This is a genomic window from Sphingobacterium sp. UBA6317 (assembly GCF_002440385.1).
Lineage (GTDB): Bacteria > Bacteroidota > Bacteroidia > Sphingobacteriales > Sphingobacteriaceae > Sphingobacterium > Sphingobacterium multivorum.
In genome coordinates this window covers 27,811-45,941 of sequence record NZ_DJTD01000014.1, presented here as the reverse complement: position 1 = coordinate 45,941, position 18,131 = coordinate 27,811, and the positions used below count along the sequence as shown (strand labels likewise).

The window sequence follows — 18,131 nt, the reverse complement described above, 5'->3', positions numbered from 1 at the left end:
TTAGTTCTGCTCATGCTATTTCTCTATTTTAATCATGCATTGAATGTATATGGCTATACGGTCATTCAGAAGAATAGCTTTTTCACAATAAATGCTTACCTCGGACAATATCCAAATCTTGAGTCTAATTTTACACAGTTTGGAGATTGTTTAATTAGCCTGTCACTATTGAGTGTTTTTGTATTATATGCGCCTAAATTATGGGAAGCATTGATATCAGCATCGCTAATTTCAGCTTTTTTTTCCATTGTTTTAAAAGTGGCATTTGCTGTACCACGACCTGCAGCGGTGTTTAATCAAACGAGTTTTTTAATTACTGGTAAGATGCTTCTTGGTAACAATAGCTTGCCTTCGGGCCATTCCATTACGATATTTACAACGCTGACCGTTATCATGTATGCTTTTATGCCGCAACGATTGAGTTATAAAATAATGTGGTTTTTTGGTTTAACATGTATTGGGTTAATGCTTGCTTTATCTCGCGTCGCGTTGGGGGCACATTATCCATTAGATGTAGTTAGTGGCTGTATTATAGGATATGTTTCGGGGCTGCTCGGAATTTTTTTTAGCAGGGAATTTAAATTATGGAATTGGGTCAACGACCAACGGTATTATCCAATTTTCATTTTATTATTCCTCGTTTTCAGTATAGTATTGGTCAATAGAATAATTAATGATAATTTGCTAATATTTTATTTTACATTTATCTGCTTAATTAGTACACTTTATAAAATCATTACCGTTTATGCTAAAAAATAGCTTAAAACTAGTTCATTTTGTCCTTTTCGTGAGTGTGTTGAATTTTATATTCTTCCATTTTCCATTTTATACTTTTGTTTTTAAAAATGTTGATTATAAAAGCTTTGGGGGCATTGTTCTGATTGGCAGTCTAATGATTTTGATGCTGGTGATGAATGCTTTTGTACTTTATCTATTTTTTTCAGCCTCGCGTCGCTTCGGGAAATCGATACTTGTGTTGTTCTTTCTGATCAATTCAGTAGCCGTTTATTTTGTAAATACCTATAGCGTTATTTTGGATGAAACCATGATCGGCAATATCTTGAATACCCGTTATTCCGAGTCCAGCGGTTTCTTTTCCCTGAAATTGATCGTTTATCTCGTTTTTCTCGGTATTATTCCCAGTATCTTCATTATTAAAGCAAAAGTAATAAAGGATAAACCAAAGAAGTTCTTTATCACTTCGTCACTTTCGCTATTATTTATCGTTATTTTAATATTCGCCAATGCGACTAATTGGTTATGGATCGACAAGAATTCGAAGACTTTGGGCGCACTTGCCATGCCGTGGTCTTATACCGTCAATATTTCGCGTTTTTACATTCACGAACATCAAAAAAATAAAAAAGAGATTTTATTGCCAGATGCGACGATAACTGACCACAAAAAGACAGTGGTTGTCCTTGTTATTGGTGAATCTGCTCGAAGGGATAACTTTTCCTTATATGGCTATCAAAAGAATACAAATCCGCTACTTTCCAAAACACCCAACCTTTATCATTTTGACGCAACTTCTTGCTCCACCTATACGACAGCAGGAGTAAAATGTATATTGGAACATAAAAATACAGATGATTTGTATGAAATCCTGCCGAACTATCTCTATAGAAATGATGTCGATGTAATCTGGCGAACAAGTAATTGGGGGGAGCCACCTGTACATATTAAAGAATATGAAACAAATGATCAACTTGCCACAAATTGTAAGGGTGAAGGATGTGCTTACGATGAGGTACTTTTAACAGGTCTAAAGGAGCGAATATCCTCCAGTAAAAAAGATAAAATTTTTGTTGTGCTCCACAAAAGTACAAGCCATGGGCCAACATATAGCAAAAAATATCCCGCTCGATTCGAGCTGTTTAAACCTGTATGCAATAGTGTTGAACTCGGAAACTGTTCTAAAAAAGAGTTGATCAATGCTTATGATAACACCGTGGTTTATACAGATTATATTTTACATAATCTGATTGAGGATCTAAAACAATTGAAGGAATATAATAGTGCCATGTTGTTCGTCTCGGACCATGGCGAATCGCTGGGTGAAAATAACCTGTATATGCACGGATTGCCGATGAGCATTGCACCAAAAGAGCAATACGAGATTCCCTTTATTGTTTGGGTTTCTGATCATTCAAAACAGTTGAAACCAAATAAAACGTTGACCCAAAATCACGTATTTCACAGTGTGTTGAAATTTCTGGATATGAAAAGCCCTATTTATGATGAAAATATGGATATTTTCGAATAGACAGGATTGCGGGTACAGTTTGGTCTAAAACGGGATGGACTATGGCCAATCAGATCAATACCGGATGGTGGATAGGTTATGTTGAGCAAAAAGAAAAGATTTATTTCTTTGCAACGCGGCTTATTCAGGACCGCAAGTTCAATCGTCCTGATTTCTCGCGCTGCCGCAAAGAGATACGCGGAAAGTCTTTAAGGAGCTAAAAATTTTGCCCTAAACCTTAGGGCATTAGATATCAATCATCAAATTTTACCAGGACAATAGACAGATGGAAAATTTTAATCGAAAGAAGCATTGGGAAGACATATACGAAAACAAGCCGCTGGAATCAGTGAGCTGGTACCAGCCCAATCCAGAAGCATCGCTACATTTTATAGAGCAAGCTAACCTTCCAAAAAAGGCGAAAATCATCGATATAGGTGGTGGTGACAGTTTCCTGGTTGATTTCTTGCTGAAAGCAGGATTTGAAGATATTACTGTATTGGATATATCCAACGCTGCAATTGAACGAGCGAAGAAGCGATTAGGGGATGAGGCGACTAAAGTCAAATGGATTGTTTCGGATATCTTGGATTTCGTTCCCGACGCAACTTATGATTTTTGGCATGATCGGGCCACCTTTCATTTTTTGACTGTTCGCCAGGAGATTGATCGTTACATCAAAATCGCAGATCAATCAATTGCGGTGGGAGGTATTTTAGTCGTTGGAACTTTTTCTGAACAGGGGCCAAAGAAATGTAGTGGCATTACTATTAAACAGTATTCAGCACAATCAATAAGCGATTTATTCCAGACATGTTTTAGGAAAATTGAATGTATGACTATTGACCATATAACACCCTTCGACACGAAACAGCATTTTGTGTTTTGCAGTTTTCGTAAATAGCTGTCATAGCTGGGGCGAACGCATTTCGTACAAATAGCGCATCGGTGTGTGGCTCGAATCTGCCCCTTTGTGCTAATTTTTATTGGAATTTTCCAATAAAAGTTCTCCCCAGGCATTTAATTTCCAGAGTACTTCCACTAAACTTTTCCCTAAGGGTGTCAATGAATACTCCACTCTGGGAGGAAGCTCATGGAAAGATTGTTTACTTAAAATACCATCATTGACCATTTCGGCCAATTGTTGGTTTAGCACCCGTCTATCAACTGTTGCAATACCACGAAGCATTTCACTTGGGCGTTTTTCCCCTTCATTGATACGCCAGACAATCGGAATTTTCCATTTCCCGCTAATCGCATTGACGGCAAATTCCAATGGACATATTTTTTGTTTTATTGCTTTCTCTGTTATACTCATAAAATTGACTTTTTTGCCCCATAGGGATAATAATATGCGGTATTGTGATTGTGCATTTACTTTTAAAACTTTGCAGAAATAACGTACAGCATCATGAAAAATTTAGAACACAAAATTGCTAAATTAAATGCGAATTTAGCTAATCTTCGTCTTGAAATAAAGGTAATATTTGGCAGATCCATTCAGGATCTTCAGTCTGGCGATCTAACCGAAAAGAGCCTGCAGATGGGGGACAAGGTCCGGAATTTTAGTTTGATGAATTCGCTGCATAGCGAAATTGAGCTCGGAAAACTTCTGGAGAATGGAACGGTTAGCGTGGCCTTTTTCCGCGGCAACTGGTGTCCTTACTGTAATCCCGAGCTAAGACTAATATTGATGCGTTAATCATACAGCTATGGGCAAAGTACAACGTAAAGGGGTAAGGCGGACAGCTGATATTTCAATAGACTGCCTAGCCAGTCTGAACCGCGGTGAAATTGAAACTGCAAATCTTGTAGAGTGGCTAGCTGTTGACCAACGGCTTTTACTTGAGCACATTCTTCAGCAGAATGCGCGCATTCACTACTTAAAGCCAATCTTGTTGCTGTTGGAGCAGTTACAGAAACCGACGGTAAATTCCATCAATGAAACGATCGGACGTGCGCTGTTCGACATGATCACACAAAATCGTGATAATACCTTCCTGACAATATTATTCAATCATCCTGCAGATCTCGTGCGTTGCTGGGCGACCTACGCGATTGGAAATGATAAACAGCTTGAAATTGAGGAACTGCTTTCATCAATACGTCCTTTTGCTGCAGATACACATTTTGGTGTACGAGAAATCAGCTGGATGGCCATCCGTAATAGGATAGCTTTTGATTTGGACAGGAGCATTACCTATCTGAGCCTATGGGCGATGGAGAAGGATGAAAATGTGAGGCGTTTTGCTACGGAGTCAACTCGACCGAGGGGCGTATGGTGTAAGCACATCGATCGGTTGAAGCAGGAACCAAGTCTAGCCTTGCCTATTTTAGAACCGCTAAAATCCGATCCTTCAAAATATGTTCGGGATAGCGTCGCAAATTGGCTGAATGACGCAAGCAAAAGCCAACCTGGTTTTGTTAGAGCACTTTGTCATCTTTGGGAAGAAGAAAGTAATACCAAGGAAACACACTACATTATTCGAAAAGCATTACGCACAATTTCGAAGTAAAAATTATCCGTGTCAGTATTCTGTTTTTTGCGTCTTTCTAGTTCATATTTAATTTTTTATGCAGCAGTTTATTTAGAATTATTAAAAATAATTTGAAATACTGTGTTAAAATACGTTACATTTGCATCTGTTTAGAATCATTTTAAATAGATGTGCCTTTTTGTGCGCTTTTATTCTCACTTATGAAAAAGCTCTATTGGACTAGTTTTATTTTATTTTACACAATTGCAGTTGCGCATGCACAGTCGATATACATCCGGGGAAAGATCACTGATAGTAATAAGAAAGTCCTATTGGGAAGTACCGTTATTTTGGATCAGTTAGGATTCTCCAGTATGAGCGATGGGCGTGGTGAATATCGTTTAACCATCCCTAAAGAGCAGTATGGCAAACTTGTTACGCTATCGGTTTCCTACATTGGTAAGAAAAAGGTTGAAAGGACAGTCCTGTTAGATTCGATGCAAAAGATTGAAAATTTTTTGTTGCAAGATATGAGTCTTGCTCTTGAAGAAGTTGGGGTACAGGCGAAGAGAGGAGAGTTGAGCAACTCATCACTCGTATTTGATCGCGAAATGATTGAACGTTATCCGGCGCTAAGTTTAAACGATCTGTTGAACCGATTGCCAAACCGGAAGAATACAGCCCCTTCTGTGCAGGAGATGCAAAATCTGACGCTGAGAGGTGCTTTTAGTGAGACTACAGGACGATCGCTAGACGCGAATGAACTGAATAACTCCTTTGGTGTCGCTATCATAATGGATGACATGGTTTTGGGTAACAATGGAAATATGCAAGGGCGGAACGCTGGAATATTTGGCATGTCTTCCGCAACGAATGCAATTAGACCTTCAGATTATGGTTTAACCGGTCGACCGACAACGGGAAAATTCTATTCTGGAGAAAACGTGTTTAGCGGTCTGGATCTGCGTCAGATACCGATAGAAAATATCGAACATTTGGAAGTTATTTCTGGCGTAGCACCGGCACGCTATGGCGATTTATCAAATGGTGCCGTTATTATCGAAAGGCAGGCAGGCAAGACTCCGGCTTTTTTTAGGCTTCAAGTGCGGAGCAATGCAACTTCATATGGTCTGTCTAAGGGAATGCAGCTCGGAAAAAAGCTTGGGACAATTAATGTGGATTTCGGTTATGTGCAGTCTTACGCAGACAATAGAGATAAGCTGAAACAATACGACCGCGTAAACGGAACTTTGATATGGACAAACTATTTTGGCGCAGATAAGCGTCTGAAACAAACCTTCTCAGGCTCTTACAATAAAGTTATTGATCAGGTCCGAAAAGATCCAGATGACCCACTCTCGAATGCCATTTCTTTTGGCGGCTGGGGTTGGAATGCTGCTAGCCGAACCAGTTACAAATTGGACCATAAATTCCTTAAAAGCATTAGTCTCAATGCAGGAATAAGTTCAACACTGCAGAAAACCTATCGGGAGTATTACTATAATGGTGCAGTCGTGCTTTATACCGATTCTGTGCAAACTGGAATTGTAGAAGGACAATATGCACCTGGTCAGTATACTGCGCTAGATCATGTGGATAATAGACCATTGAATTTAAATGCCCGATTGGAAGGAAATGCCATCGCAATTACCGGCGATATTATCCACAAAATAAACTTTGGAAGTAACTATAGTTATGACATCAACCGTGGAAAGGGGCGAATTGCAGATCCTTCTATTCCCAAAAAGGATCTTGGAGCGAGATCGGATAGGTATTATGATTTTTCATTAACAAACGCTTTGCAAAACCTGGGCTTGTATGCGGAGGATGCTATGCGGACAAAAGTATGGGGAAGGGATCTTAGCGTGCGGGCGGGCGTTCGCTGGGATCTTATGAATGGTCACTCTTCCATCTCTCCAAGAACCAATATCAATTATTCACTTTCTAAATCAACTCAGATTGGGCTAGCATACGGCTTATCCTTCAAATCTCCTGGATTAGCACAACTATATCCCGGGCCTACTTTTGATGAAATTATATTGCTCAACTCTTATAATGGTAAGGTTGACGAAAGTATGGCATTGATTTACTTGCGGCGTTATGAAAAAGATAATAGCAATCTCAAAAGTAGTGTAGGGCAAACGCTGGAATCATCGTTTTCATGGCATAAGAATGGGCATCAACTACGTACGAATCTTTTCTATAAAAAAAATACGCGCGGAATCAACACGGTTACGGCTGATCAACTCATTGACTTGCCTACCTATTCGGCTACTGCGGTGCCCGGGGGTAAACCAATAGTTGAACAGACGGGGACGAGAAGCTATTTAATGTCCAATCTGTACTTTGCCAATAGTAATAAATCGTCCAATATTGGTGCGGAAGTCATGTATTCTACACCTAGAATTCAACAGATTATGACAACTTTCTCCGCTACTGCCGCATTTACCCTAGCCAATTCTAGTTCCAGTGCGCTAAGCCGTTTGAATTTTAATGCCGAAAAGACAGCGTTAGATGACGTTATCCTTGGATTTTTTCCGTCCAAATCTACCAAGAACTATTTAAGTCGAGCGCAGTTACGAAGTTCAACTCATTTTCCCGCTTTGCGTTTGATTATTGAACTGAGTGCAGACTGTGAATTATTAAACTACAATAAATCTAATTACCGAGATATTATTCCTGTAGGATATTATACACGTGATTATACGTATCATACCATTGATCAATTTGATATAAACAATCCGAAGCATCTCGAATTATACACAGCAAGGAAAAATGAAGCTGACTTGGTAAATATTGAAAACAACTACATCTACTGGAACTTTGGTCTCAATATGGCCAAGGAAATAGGCAAGAATATTTACCTGTCATTTAACGTCTATAATTTTCTGGATTACCAACCGCGCTTTTATAGGGAAGGAGCTTCTTCAGTGCAAGCCCCAAATTCATCTCCCAACTATGGCGCCCAACTGACTTATAAATTTTAACATAAAAACTAAACACAATGAAAACTCGTTACTTAATTCCTTTTCTCTTTTTACCTTTTATCTCCTGTAAAAAAGATAATACATCCGGTGTACAACCGCTGGATATTAAGCTGAATTTAAAATATGCTTCTGAAAATTTTAATACCAAGTTGGACTTAAGCAAGGTTATTGTTAAGATAACCAATCTGGCAACAAAAACCAGTGCTACATATTCTTCGTCCCAAGGTGTGGTCAACCTGACTTCTATTATACCGGGTGAATATGATATTGATGCTTCTATTACGATACCCAAAGCGCAATACAACAGTTTGACAGGAGAATCAAGTATTGAAGACGTGACATTCAATGCTTCGCTGAAAAAAATCAGTTTAACCAGTTCTACGACTTTGGATATGGAATTGGTTGCAGGTCTATTGGGCGACTTTGTCATCAAGCAGATTTACTATGCGGGTTCTGATAATAAAGAAGGAGCGGTATTCAGGGATCAGTTTTTTGAAGTTTACAATAATACAGAACGTGTTTTATATGCCGATAGTCTTTACTTTGGCCGGTTATGGGGAAGGCAATCTCCGACCAGTCAATCCGATTACTATCAATCCAATGGCCAATTGGATTGGAGTAAATCTTCAGGAATGGGCGGCTACGAATCAGAAAATACAGACTATGTTTACTTAAGAGATTTATTTATGATTCCTGGCAATGGAAAGACCTATCCAGTGGAACCTGGTAAAAGCATTGTAATTGCGCAAAATGCGCTAAACCATAAAGCACCGTTTGTTGGTAATAATGGAAAAGAAGTAGCCATCAAGAATCCGGATCTTACAGTAGACCTGAGTAAAGCTAATTTTGAGGTTTATTTTGGAGATATCCCTGGCAAAACTCCTTTTGCAACAGATATTGACAATCCGGCTGTTCCCAATGTGGAGATATTGGATTATACGGGGAATGACTGGATATTGGATAATTTAGGACGGGATGCTTATGTTATTTTTAAGCACGCGAATCGTTCAGACGTGGAGAATTTGAAGAGCTATGCGGAACCGTCCATCAGTGTTCCGACTTCCACCGCAAAAAAATACAGACAGTTACCTGTCGGTTGGATTATGGATGCCGTAGAAGTACAGCCAAACACCAAGGACGCGAGAATTCCTAAAAAATTGACGGCGTCACAGGATGCAGGTTTTACTTTCGCACCATTAGGTGGCTATTCATCGCAATCTGTAATTCGCAAAACCGAAAAAACGAACAATGGAGTTCGTAAATTAAAAGATACAAATAATTCCACAGAAGATTTTATCGCGATAAAAGCAAATCCATTTGGATTTGGTGATTAATGAAAAACGGTTATTCCCAATACCAGCTTTTTCGTTGGAAAGCTGGTATTTTATAAAAAATACCTGAATGAAAAGTGTGAGATACATCATGTTATTTTGGGGGGCTTTCTTAGCCCACCACGCTGTCTTCGGGCAGAGTACGTCTAATTCTTTAGATTCAACAGCAGCTTTGACCTATTGGTATCAGCCATCATTTGTAATAATGCATGATATGGCCATACGAAATAGGGTATGGATTCCTGAGGAAATCAAAAATAGATCTTCTCTATTTGGTATTCGGCACAGCAGGGGGCAAGGGGACTTTAAGGCGGCGCAAGGAACTGATGGGCTCATTCAATCCCAATTGTATACGGAAGGGAAGACCGATTGGCGCAAAACTAGCTTTTGGGGAAGATTTTCATATGACCGCTCCGTAGAAGACAGTACTGCTTTGCGCCATCAGTCACGATGGAATGTCGATGCGCCATTGTATTTTGGTTCGTTGCGAAAAAATAAATACAGTCGAGAGACCTATAAGCTCGATGCGGGAATCCAAAGAGCATTCTTCGATGCTAAGCTCCCGATTTCCCTGGGCATCGATTATCGATTAGGCTCTCACTACTCCAATAATGATCCCAGAGGCGATATCAAAGATATGAACCTGCAGTTTGAATTGAGTGTTGGTCACAATCTGCCAACATTTTCTTATCATATTGCTGGTATTTGGGGATATGGTTCTGAACGGGTCAACGTGGGCTATAAAAATGACAAGTATACAACCAATACAGAAGACCCATTGTATGTCAATTGGATGATGAACGGTTTTGGAAGTGCGAGTGAGCGACTAAAAGAGATCAATTACAACGATATTATTCACCGTAAAGGCGTCGGCGCGCATATCTTGCTGAAACCCAATGATAGGAATAAGATCTATTTTAATAGTCGCTATCTAAATGAAGAACAATCATTCAGACGAAATGATAACTCAAAACAGACCTATTTGTCCTTAAATGATTATAAAAAAGATATCGGATCAATCGATTTTTTATGGAGCCGGCAGATGCATCGTAAGCGATTGCTAAGAGTAGCGCTGCAGGGACAAATTGAAAATGGACAGGATTTTAATTATAGTTATCTAGCAAATAACTACACCTATCGTCGGCATGAAATTTCGTTTAAAACTCAATTAGCCGTACATCAGTATTTGTTTGAAGGCCATGCTGGTATGTATAAGACCGAGAAAAAAGATGGTGTTAGTGGTAACCAAATGGAATTTGATCAAGTTAAACTGGGACTGGGACTGAATCGAACATTCCGGCTCGGCCAGTCGGCCGACATAATAGGAACAATCGGCTATACTAAACAATGGTCACCAAGCCATAATCTCTACGTATCTGAGTTGAATACAGGGGATTTTGGAAAGCAGATACTGTATCAAGATTATCTTTACGACACCGCTCCACGTAATAGCTGGAATATGTCCTGGGTATGGGGCACGCATCATGCAAAGAACAATTGGAGCATACAGCTCCAGATGGATTATCAGTGTAGGGGTAATTTGGTACCGATAGACTATGAGTTGTCAAGTGTGCCAGGTAAAGATTGGTTTTCGGGTAAATTGGGAGTTTCTTATATATTTTAAAATAGTTATCGTACTTGTTTATAAGCATAATTAAGAGAGAATGAAAAAGCAGTTTTGTGTATTGGCTACTATTGTTGGTTTTGTGGGTTTGCTTTCTATGAAAGATCAACAGCAAGCCTTTGATGATGAGATACAGCTTTATTATCGACGGCCGGTGAGCGAATGGCCAAAACCAACAATTGATGCTGGGGCTCATTGGAATGAATTTAAGTCGCTACCCAAGATCGATACCGGTTATTTTTCTTTAATGGAAAAGCCTGATGTGAAGTTGGGGAAATATCTTTTTTTTGACCCCATTCTATCGGGAAGCAATCAAATATCCTGTAGTAGCTGCCACAACCCGCAAAGTTCCTGGGCTGACAAGCTTACCGTGCCAGTTGGTAATGATCATCTTGAAGGCACGCGTAATACGCCATCGTTGCTCAATGTGTATGCACGCAAGGAATTGTTTTGGGACGGTCGTGCTGGTTCATTGGAGGAACAAGCCTTGGGGCCTATTGAGGCTCATCATGAAATGGATATGGAATTGACAAAACTGATTCCCAAGCTAAAGGCCATTTCCGCATACAACAAATTGTTTGTGGATGCTTTCGGGGAAGCCGATTATTCGATGCCAGAGGTGCTGAAAGCCTTGAGTGCTTTTCAACGGACATTAACAAGTAGGCGAAGTCGTTTTGATGAGTTTTTAGATGGCAATTATAAAGTGTTGTCAGATCAGGAAGTTCGCGGTCTTCATTTATTTCGCACCAAAGCGCGCTGTATGAATTGTCATAATGGTCAATTTTTTACCGATGATCTGTACCACAATATTGGTCTCACCTATTACAAACGGAAATATCAGGACCTGGGACGATACGAGATTACAAAGGATCCTGCTGATGTAGGACGTTTTCGAACACCATCGCTACGTGACGTGATGAATACCGATCCGTGGATGCACAACGGATTGTTTTGGAATATGACCGGTCTGTTGAATATGTACAATAGTGGTATGCAGATGAATTCCGCTACTGCTGAGCAGAAAGCAAAAGATCCACTTTATCCTGTAACTGATCCATTGATGCAACCCCTAAATCTGACAAAAGATGAAATAAAAGATATTGAGGCCTTTTTGCACGCCATCACAGGGACTTCTTATCGTATGCGCCGTCCCGAAAGTTTACCGAGATAGATGACAGCCGAACAATCGTGAAGCTGTGTTTACATACTGTTAGACATGCTATATTGAGAGTGGGGCAACTTCAGGATAGCTTCTTGCAAAAAAATGGTTATCCAGCTATTGGATAACCAATGTTTTAAACAGATACTGGTAGGGTGTTTATTTTTTCAAATATCGTGAATTCTAATGACTTATAAAGAAATTTTAAAAAGTTGGGCATATCTGTTTGTTTACCTCCTTTTTTTTGTTCCTACTAATTTGTATCTTAATAAGCTGTATAGCCATCTGCAATTTCTTGTTTTAGGGCCTTAAATTGGTTTGTTAACTTGTTGGTCGTATTGGCTTAGAATCGCTGTCAAAGGAATACTGCGACAGTTTTAAAAATAAGGAGAAAATACGAAATGAAAAAAATTATCGTCATTGCTGTGTACTGTGTTGTGTTGTTTATGTCGTGTAACAATAGCGGTGGAGATAGGGGAAATGAAGAGGTTGCTGAAGTTGGTCATAGCGGAATAGCCTCGGTCGTAAAATCATACTTTCTCTACCATGAAATAAACAATGTAGACTATGCTATCTATATCAATGATGTATTGGCAGGACAATCTCACGAAAATACTGGTATTCCGGGGCCCTATAAGCTAAATCCGTATATAACTTCATCGGGCAAGCAATTTGTAAAAATGATCATATCTGCCAACAGTCGAGAAAAAGAGATTACCCCAGAAATATTAAGAGAAATAGGTAAGAACGCAGGTATATATTTACTTCTAAATAAAGATTTTGAACATATTAGGGAACTCAAAAAACTGCAATTTCCACACATTGATAAGCCTGTTCCTTCCTATGAATATAGATGGGAATTTGAAGCGGAGTAGTCTTAGTTTTAAGCTAGGTTTATATTATTATTTGATTGATCAGTAGAAAGGTATCATCGTCAAACATACTATTTTGATCTGCTTAAGTGTTGTATCGGCCATCAGAAACGGTGTAATGACACCATTCCACACTGGTCCAACTGTATGAATTACATATTTAGCGGCTAGCTTGCCTGCAGTTGTGATGACGGCTTCACCTACCTTGCAGCCTCCTTGTTTAGCCCCAATGTTACGGCATCCTTACAGAATTTCCGGCCCACCGCAGCGATGAATAGTAACTACGGTTATTTTGTTGTTACTATGTGACGTCGGATTGATCTTAACTCAAATAAATGAAAAAATAATTAGCAGGTTTAATTGGGGTATCGCAGGATAGCCGTTGTATTCAATGCCTCGCTTTAAAAAAGTGAAAATAATATTGCGTAGTTACATAACTACATTTATATTTGTAGTCAAATAGCTACATAATAAAGAACGGTCAGTAAAAGAGCTGCTTTATTTTGGGTGGCAAGGATAATACCGGGTGTTGAAGATAGGAGAGGTGGCTAGGAATGTAAAGTAATTAACAGGATAATAAATAAATCAACGCATTATGAAAAGAAATCGGATAATTTATTGGATAGCAACCATATGGTTGGCTGTAGGGTTATTGTCAACTGCTATCATACAGATTTTTAAAATTCAAACAGAAGGTGCAGGTGGGATACAAAATATAGACCATTTGGGATATCCGAGTTATATACTTCCTTTACTAGGAATCTGGAAACTATTAGCTGTGGTTGCCTTGCTTTGGCCCAAAAGACCACTTTGGAAAGAATGGGCATATGCGGGTATTTTCTTTACGGCTACTGGTGCCTTGTATTCGCATATTGCATCGGGAGATTCTTTCGCTTTAATGGCTCCGGCACTATTATACATTATTCTAATTGCTACTTCTTGGTATTTCAGACCAGCCGATAGGAAATTCGATTAGAAATTGTGTTGAAATCTGTGATGAATTTAATGAGTTACCCGAAAATATGTACTGGGTGAAAAATCCATCAGGGACAGTATTTAATTTGCTTTAACCTTTACTCTTCAGGTGAAATATAGTGATCTCCGGTAGTATCCCAACTCGGCTTGGATAATCTAGATAACCGAAGCCAACATTTACGTACAGAGCCTGATGCTTTTCACGGTACAGGCCTGCCCATTCGCGGTAAGCATATTTGACCGGACTCCACTGATAATTCGGGTTGTTATAGCCGAATTGTCCCCCCATGCGTATGCCCGCTGAAAGTGACGTCGATTGTGGGATATTTGGGTAGGATCTCTGCGCGCCAATGGGAGGGATCGTGTGAAAGCATCAAATTGATAGGCGAGGATTTATCTACTTTAGACATGGCCAGATCGATATTCCCATAATTTTGTGGATTATTTGCGCCCCAATTTTCGACACCTATAATCGTAATCTTTTCGTTATTCAGTACGAGTTCTTTCGATTCATTGAGAAGTAGTTGCCAACCCAGTTGTTGATGAATGGATTTGAGATTTGAAAGGTTTTGTTGTTTGGTCAAATGCTTCTGATCAAAGAAATGATGTCTGTTAAAATGATAATCTCCATAATCATGGTTCCCGAGGATAGAGAACGTACCTAATGGAGCCTTCACTTTATCAAATATGGATAAATAATCTTCCATTTCAGCAGCAAAATCATTGATTAGGTCCCCTGTAAAAAAGATGATGTCAGGGTTCTGTGCTAACAAAAGGTCAATCCCTCTTTTTACAGCAGTTGAATTAAATAGACTACCTGCATGTATATCGGAAATTTGGGCTATAGTAATTCCTTCAAATGATTTCGGTAAATTAGGTAAAATTAAATCGAGGTGATTGACCTGGTACTTATACAAATTGAAGGCAAATCCACGTGTAAGTGCAACGATGGGGACACTGGCTAACAGGAGACCACTTTTGACTATAAAATCTGATCTTTTTATGGAGGGTAAATTTCCAATTTGTTTCGGCAACGATTTAGTTTCTTTTATTCGTTTGTTTATTATGTTGAAAATATGCACAACCGCATCAATACCAATAAAAAAAAGACAGATTATCTTACCCAATAGCAACGAAACTGGAAAAAATACCAAACAGGCAGATTCAAAACTAGTCCATCTAAAAAATAAATTAAGAAATATGGATAGATAGGAAAGTATACTGATAGACCACCAGACTATGTTCAGTAGCTTTCGATTGGATTTCCAAGTTGATAATGACCGAATTCTTAAAAATATTAGAAGATCTAAAAAAATGAATAGCATTAAAATTTTTAGATAGGCATAGAATTGTTGGATCATATTCGAAGTCTAAAATTTGAATCTGGCATATTTGGAATGAATAATTGGATTACCAAATCTAAAATAGCTGTTTTTCTCTATAATCATAATTTCGGTTTTAAATTATTTTCAAAGCTGATGATTATTAGCTTTGGAGCTATAACCTCCTTTCGCTTTGTGTCATATTATTGACGAATGTGGTGCCACAGATGTAGGGTAGAAGTCTTAAATTTGTCCCTATTTGCTGTGGATTGTATGCTATTAAAGAGATTTTAAATTATGGGAAAACGAAAAGAAAATTCAACCAATAGGATTAATGAACAGTATATTATTGAATGTGATTTAGCGTATGCTGTATGTAAGATCGGTGGCCGATGGAAGCTGTTGATACTTGCTAAATTACAGCATGGCAAGCTGCGGTTTGGTGAGATTAAACAATTGATTACAGGGATTACAGATCGCATGCTCACTTTGCAGCTCAAAGAGCTGGAAAAGCAAGGACTGGTTAAAAGGATTGCTTACGCGGAAGTGCCCCCTCGAGTGGAGTATCAATTGACTGAAATTGCGGCAGAACTTATCCCTATTTGGTGTCAGTTGGAAAAATGGGGCGCCAAGCATAAAATGATAACATAAAGACGGCTTTGTTTTCAGCACTGATTTTTTATCGATACCTAATTCAAAAAAGTTTAGTATAGCCACAATGGAATTTACACTAGGATGGTCTCTGAAAGATTTTTATTTCAGAGAACCGGCCTTGCTTTAGGTCCCACTTATATTCGAATGCAATGGAATAACCTAAAGATCTAATTTTCCACACCTGGTCTTTTTCATGTCCAACGATATAGTGTAAAAACTCTGACATTGCATTTTTTCCAATTTCTTCAACATCTTGATTAAAGGGGATAATGCCGTTTGAAAATGAAAATAGCTGCTGTGCAACTTCATCGGGTTGCAAAATATTGTTTTTTAAGGTTTTTGTCAATTGTATATTTTCATCGGAAGATAAGTGCAATTCTTGCCAGTTCGTATCCAAATTGCTTGCTTTTTCCAGATCCTTGAGTATTTCATTTTGAACTTTTATGAAGCGGGGCTGATTTTTTAGGTAAAATGTACCTAATCGCTTATCAATAGTATCTTGCCATTCTTGAGGGCTGAGTTGTTGTATCCAAGTTGATGAATAGCTGTTCCAGCGTATTTCATCCATTTCCTGGTAGAGTTTCTCTAATTCATTGGCTGGTTTCTGGGGCACGAACGGAATCCCAAGTCGTAAATATTCCACTTTATTGGGTAGCGTATATTCCGAATTTTGGATAACCATCGTTTGGAGATTAAGGTTGAACTTAAGCATATAAAGCTTATTTACTAGCCAAATTTGCCAAACCTCCTCCTTTAATTGTTTAGCGAAGACTTGATTTCCAAAGGCATAAGCTATTGTAGATTCGTTTGTTCCTATGTTCGATTGTTGGTAAATCATAGGTTGTATAATTCCGCTGATAAGTCGCGCTATTTCGATAGGTCGATAACACTGTAGCAAGGTTACTGTCGTGAATTGTGGGGTTTCCAACATTTTTGAAAGTTCCTCAGGAGGCTTGCTATCAAAAATAAATGCATTAAGTGCTGTTGGTGGAGCCTGTATTTTTTCAAAGTATTTTTTGCGCAATCGTGTTAAGCCAGTATGTTCTTTATGAGCATACGCAACGATCGGGTTAAATAATGCATTTTGCTGTTCGGTCGTTAAGGTCGAATCCGTTATTTTACTTCCTATTTCAGTAATAAACTTCAAAAATTCCTTTTGCGTCTTTTCCTTTTGATTCCTCAGTTGGCGATCAAAACTCTGGCCTGTACAAGTGAGTGCCATTAATACGAAAAGTACAGTTGACAGCGCTATTTTTGAATATATCATGTGCTGATAGATTTTATCTCAATGTTAGTATGCAAAGATCGTCCTTTTACTTAACATGCATATCATCTAAAATGTTTATGCTAAAGTTAGCTTAGATAACGAAGGAATATTAATTTATTACAAACGATCTTTGGTTAGAAGCTGTTTGGTTTTTAGAGACATTTGGATTGGGCAATTCCAATCCATTCGTACCGGGTCAGGGAAATTTAAACCATTATGGACAATAAAAATAAGGAACAAATGACGACAGCATATTTGCAAATTGTGTTAAAAATGAATTCTTCCAATAGGGGGGAATTGACAAGTACATATAATAAGTTCAAAGATTTATTTCGAGAACAAATAAAAGGAGCGAAAACACAAGAGCTACTTTTCAGCGATGAGGATATACAGCTCTTATATGGCTTTGATACTTATGAAGATGCTGAGGCCTTTTTGTCAACAGAATTATACAATAATATCATCCTCGTTGCACTAAAGCCACTAATAAGCAATAATCCTGAGATTAAAATATACCATGTGGCATAAAGATAGCGTAGGCAATGCCTTCATATGTAGATGACCTTATATTAATATATAATGAAAATAGAGTTTCCAGAATTGTTACTGCGCGAAGTCGCTCAAAATCTCAAAGATGCTAAAGATCGTATTGCCGTTGCTGAAAGTGTGACAGCGGGATTGTTGCAGTTAGCCTGTACACAGATGGAGGGAGCAATGGAAGTTTTCGCTGGGGGAGTGACCACCTATACGATTAATGCTAAGATAAAAATACTAAAGGTAGATGCAAAGGAAGCCGAAAGATGCGACTGCGTATCTCCGAAAATTACCGAAGAAATGGCACTTGCAGTAAGCAACCTGTTTGGTACAACATGGGCTATTGCCACAACCGGATATGCAACAGCCGTGCCCGAATCAGCTGGTAAATTGTTCGCCTATATTTCAATTGCTGAAAAGGACAAGATTATATGTACTGAAAAAATTGAACTTCAATCGAGCGTCAAAATGGAAGAAGCGCAGGCCATTTATACCATAAAGGCATTCGAAACTTTAAATAGGCTATTACGACTAAATAGGGTGAGTAAAAAGTGAAGCCAATCCGTTTGAGAATTGATTATCCGAAAGGTTGTTGAATTGGATGGAATGTACATAAAATAGTAAAAAGGAAGGGCTGTCCACGTTAATCACTGCCCTGAAAAGTTAGACTCCTCGGACAGCCCT

Annotated in this window: 19 protein-coding genes and 1 pseudogene; 15 read left to right on the top strand and 5 right to left on the bottom strand. The window is 38.7% G+C overall.

Going from position 1 to position 18,131, the window contains the following annotated elements:
• Positions 1 to 12 precede the first annotated feature (12 nt).
• The 4 genes and pseudogenes from B3E92_RS03820 (at position 13) to B3E92_RS03805 (ending at position 3,149) form a co-directional block, all read left to right on the top strand.
• Entirely contained in the window at positions 13 to 759 is a 747-nt protein-coding gene (locus B3E92_RS03820) for a phosphatase PAP2 family protein (protein WP_231585349.1), read from the top strand.
• Positions 746 to 2,266: a phosphoethanolamine--lipid A transferase EptA gene (eptA, locus tag B3E92_RS03815; RefSeq protein ID WP_286895444.1), complete on the top strand. Its 1,521-nt coding sequence runs from the start codon at positions 746 to 748 to the stop codon at positions 2,264 to 2,266. Before B3E92_RS03820 ends, eptA begins: the two co-directional genes overlap by 14 nt.
• Before the next feature lie 23 nt (positions 2,267 to 2,289).
• Positions 2,290 to 2,480: pseudogene (locus tag B3E92_RS03810) on the top strand (class D beta-lactamase); the annotation flags it as partial.
• Between the two features lie 51 nt (positions 2,481 to 2,531).
• Positions 2,532 to 3,149, top strand: a complete 618-nt coding sequence (locus B3E92_RS03805) for a class I SAM-dependent methyltransferase (RefSeq protein ID WP_286768977.1) — start codon at positions 2,532 to 2,534, stop codon at positions 3,147 to 3,149.
• Between the two features lie 72 nt (positions 3,150 to 3,221).
• On the opposite strand, the gene B3E92_RS03800 is transcribed toward B3E92_RS03805, so the two are convergent.
• Positions 3,222 to 3,563 (bottom strand): winged helix-turn-helix transcriptional regulator, encoded by a 342-nt coding sequence (locus tag B3E92_RS03800; RefSeq protein ID WP_070560815.1) that lies wholly within the window; start codon positions 3,561 to 3,563, stop codon positions 3,222 to 3,224.
• Positions 3,564 to 3,656: 93 nt separating this feature from the next.
• Here B3E92_RS03800 and B3E92_RS03795 point away from each other — a divergent pair, with 93 nt between their 5' ends.
• From B3E92_RS03795 to B3E92_RS03765, 7 genes are all read left to right on the top strand, one after another.
• Positions 3,657 to 3,947, top strand: a complete 291-nt coding sequence (locus tag B3E92_RS03795; RefSeq protein WP_286895442.1) for a redoxin family protein — start codon at positions 3,657 to 3,659, stop codon at positions 3,945 to 3,947.
• Between the two features lie 10 nt (positions 3,948 to 3,957).
• A complete protein-coding gene (locus B3E92_RS03790; RefSeq protein WP_286895440.1) occupies positions 3,958 to 4,761 on the top strand; it encodes a DNA alkylation repair protein in 804 nt (267 codons plus the stop codon).
• A gap of 182 nt (positions 4,762 to 4,943) precedes the next feature.
• Positions 4,944 to 7,709 (top strand): TonB-dependent receptor, encoded by a 2,766-nt coding sequence (locus tag B3E92_RS03785; RefSeq protein WP_286895438.1) that lies wholly within the window; start codon positions 4,944 to 4,946, stop codon positions 7,707 to 7,709.
• A 17-nt stretch (positions 7,710 to 7,726) separates the two neighbouring features.
• On the top strand, positions 7,727 to 9,043 hold the full coding sequence (locus tag B3E92_RS03780; RefSeq protein WP_286895436.1) for a DUF4876 domain-containing protein: 1,317 nt from the start codon (positions 7,727 to 7,729) through the stop codon (positions 9,041 to 9,043).
• Positions 9,044 to 9,110: 67 nt separating this feature from the next.
• On the top strand, positions 9,111 to 10,664 hold the full coding sequence (locus B3E92_RS03775; RefSeq protein ID WP_286895434.1) for a DUF6850 family outer membrane beta-barrel protein: 1,554 nt from the start codon (positions 9,111 to 9,113) through the stop codon (positions 10,662 to 10,664).
• Between the two features lie 40 nt (positions 10,665 to 10,704).
• Positions 10,705 to 11,835 carry a cytochrome-c peroxidase gene (locus B3E92_RS03770; RefSeq protein ID WP_286895433.1) on the top strand — a complete coding sequence of 377 codons (1,131 nt, stop codon included), beginning with the start codon at positions 10,705 to 10,707 and terminating at the stop codon, positions 11,833 to 11,835.
• A 389-nt stretch (positions 11,836 to 12,224) separates the two neighbouring features.
• Entirely contained in the window at positions 12,225 to 12,698 is a 474-nt protein-coding gene (locus tag B3E92_RS03765) for a hypothetical protein (RefSeq protein ID WP_286895432.1), read from the top strand.
• Between the two features lie 39 nt (positions 12,699 to 12,737).
• On the opposite strand, the gene B3E92_RS24350 is transcribed toward B3E92_RS03765, so the two are convergent.
• Positions 12,738 to 12,926 (bottom strand): macro domain-containing protein, encoded by a 189-nt coding sequence (locus tag B3E92_RS24350; protein WP_236590877.1) that lies wholly within the window; start codon positions 12,924 to 12,926, stop codon positions 12,738 to 12,740.
• 364 nt (positions 12,927 to 13,290) lie between these two features.
• Here B3E92_RS24350 and B3E92_RS03755 point away from each other — a divergent pair, with 364 nt between their 5' ends.
• On the top strand, positions 13,291 to 13,671 hold the full coding sequence (locus B3E92_RS03755) for a DoxX family protein (protein ID WP_236560186.1): 381 nt from the start codon (positions 13,291 to 13,293) through the stop codon (positions 13,669 to 13,671).
• Positions 13,672 to 13,761: 90 nt separating this feature from the next.
• Here B3E92_RS03755 and B3E92_RS03750 read toward each other — a convergent pair whose 3' ends face one another.
• Together B3E92_RS03750 and B3E92_RS03745 are read right to left on the bottom strand one after the other, a co-directional pair.
• The gene (locus tag B3E92_RS03750) at positions 13,762 to 13,959 is read right to left on the bottom strand and encodes a hypothetical protein (protein ID WP_286895431.1); all 198 of its coding nucleotides are present in this window, start codon (positions 13,957 to 13,959) and stop codon (positions 13,762 to 13,764) included.
• Positions 13,937 to 14,704 (bottom strand): metallophosphoesterase, encoded by a 768-nt coding sequence (locus B3E92_RS03745; RefSeq protein WP_286895429.1) that lies wholly within the window; start codon positions 14,702 to 14,704, stop codon positions 13,937 to 13,939. The genes B3E92_RS03750 and B3E92_RS03745 overlap by 23 nt, the downstream gene beginning before the upstream one ends.
• A gap of 585 nt (positions 14,705 to 15,289) precedes the next feature.
• Here B3E92_RS03745 and B3E92_RS03740 point away from each other — a divergent pair.
• Positions 15,290 to 15,643, top strand: a complete 354-nt coding sequence (locus B3E92_RS03740; RefSeq protein ID WP_046676278.1) for a winged helix-turn-helix transcriptional regulator — start codon at positions 15,290 to 15,292, stop codon at positions 15,641 to 15,643.
• Between the two features lie 79 nt (positions 15,644 to 15,722).
• Here the strand turns inward: B3E92_RS03740 and B3E92_RS03735 are convergent, their stop codons facing one another.
• Positions 15,723 to 16,913, bottom strand: coding sequence for a hypothetical protein (locus B3E92_RS03735; RefSeq protein WP_286895427.1), 1,191 nt, complete (start codon positions 16,911 to 16,913; stop codon positions 15,723 to 15,725).
• A 216-nt stretch (positions 16,914 to 17,129) separates the two neighbouring features.
• On the opposite strand from B3E92_RS03735, the gene B3E92_RS03730 reads away from it, so the two are divergent.
• Together B3E92_RS03730 and B3E92_RS03725 are read left to right on the top strand one after the other, a co-directional pair.
• Entirely contained in the window at positions 17,130 to 17,441 is a 312-nt protein-coding gene (locus B3E92_RS03730) for a hypothetical protein (RefSeq protein WP_053003998.1), read from the top strand.
• 51 nt (positions 17,442 to 17,492) lie between these two features.
• Entirely contained in the window at positions 17,493 to 18,002 is a 510-nt protein-coding gene (locus B3E92_RS03725; protein ID WP_286895426.1) for a CinA family protein, read from the top strand.
• Positions 18,003 to 18,131: the final 129 nt, after the last annotated feature.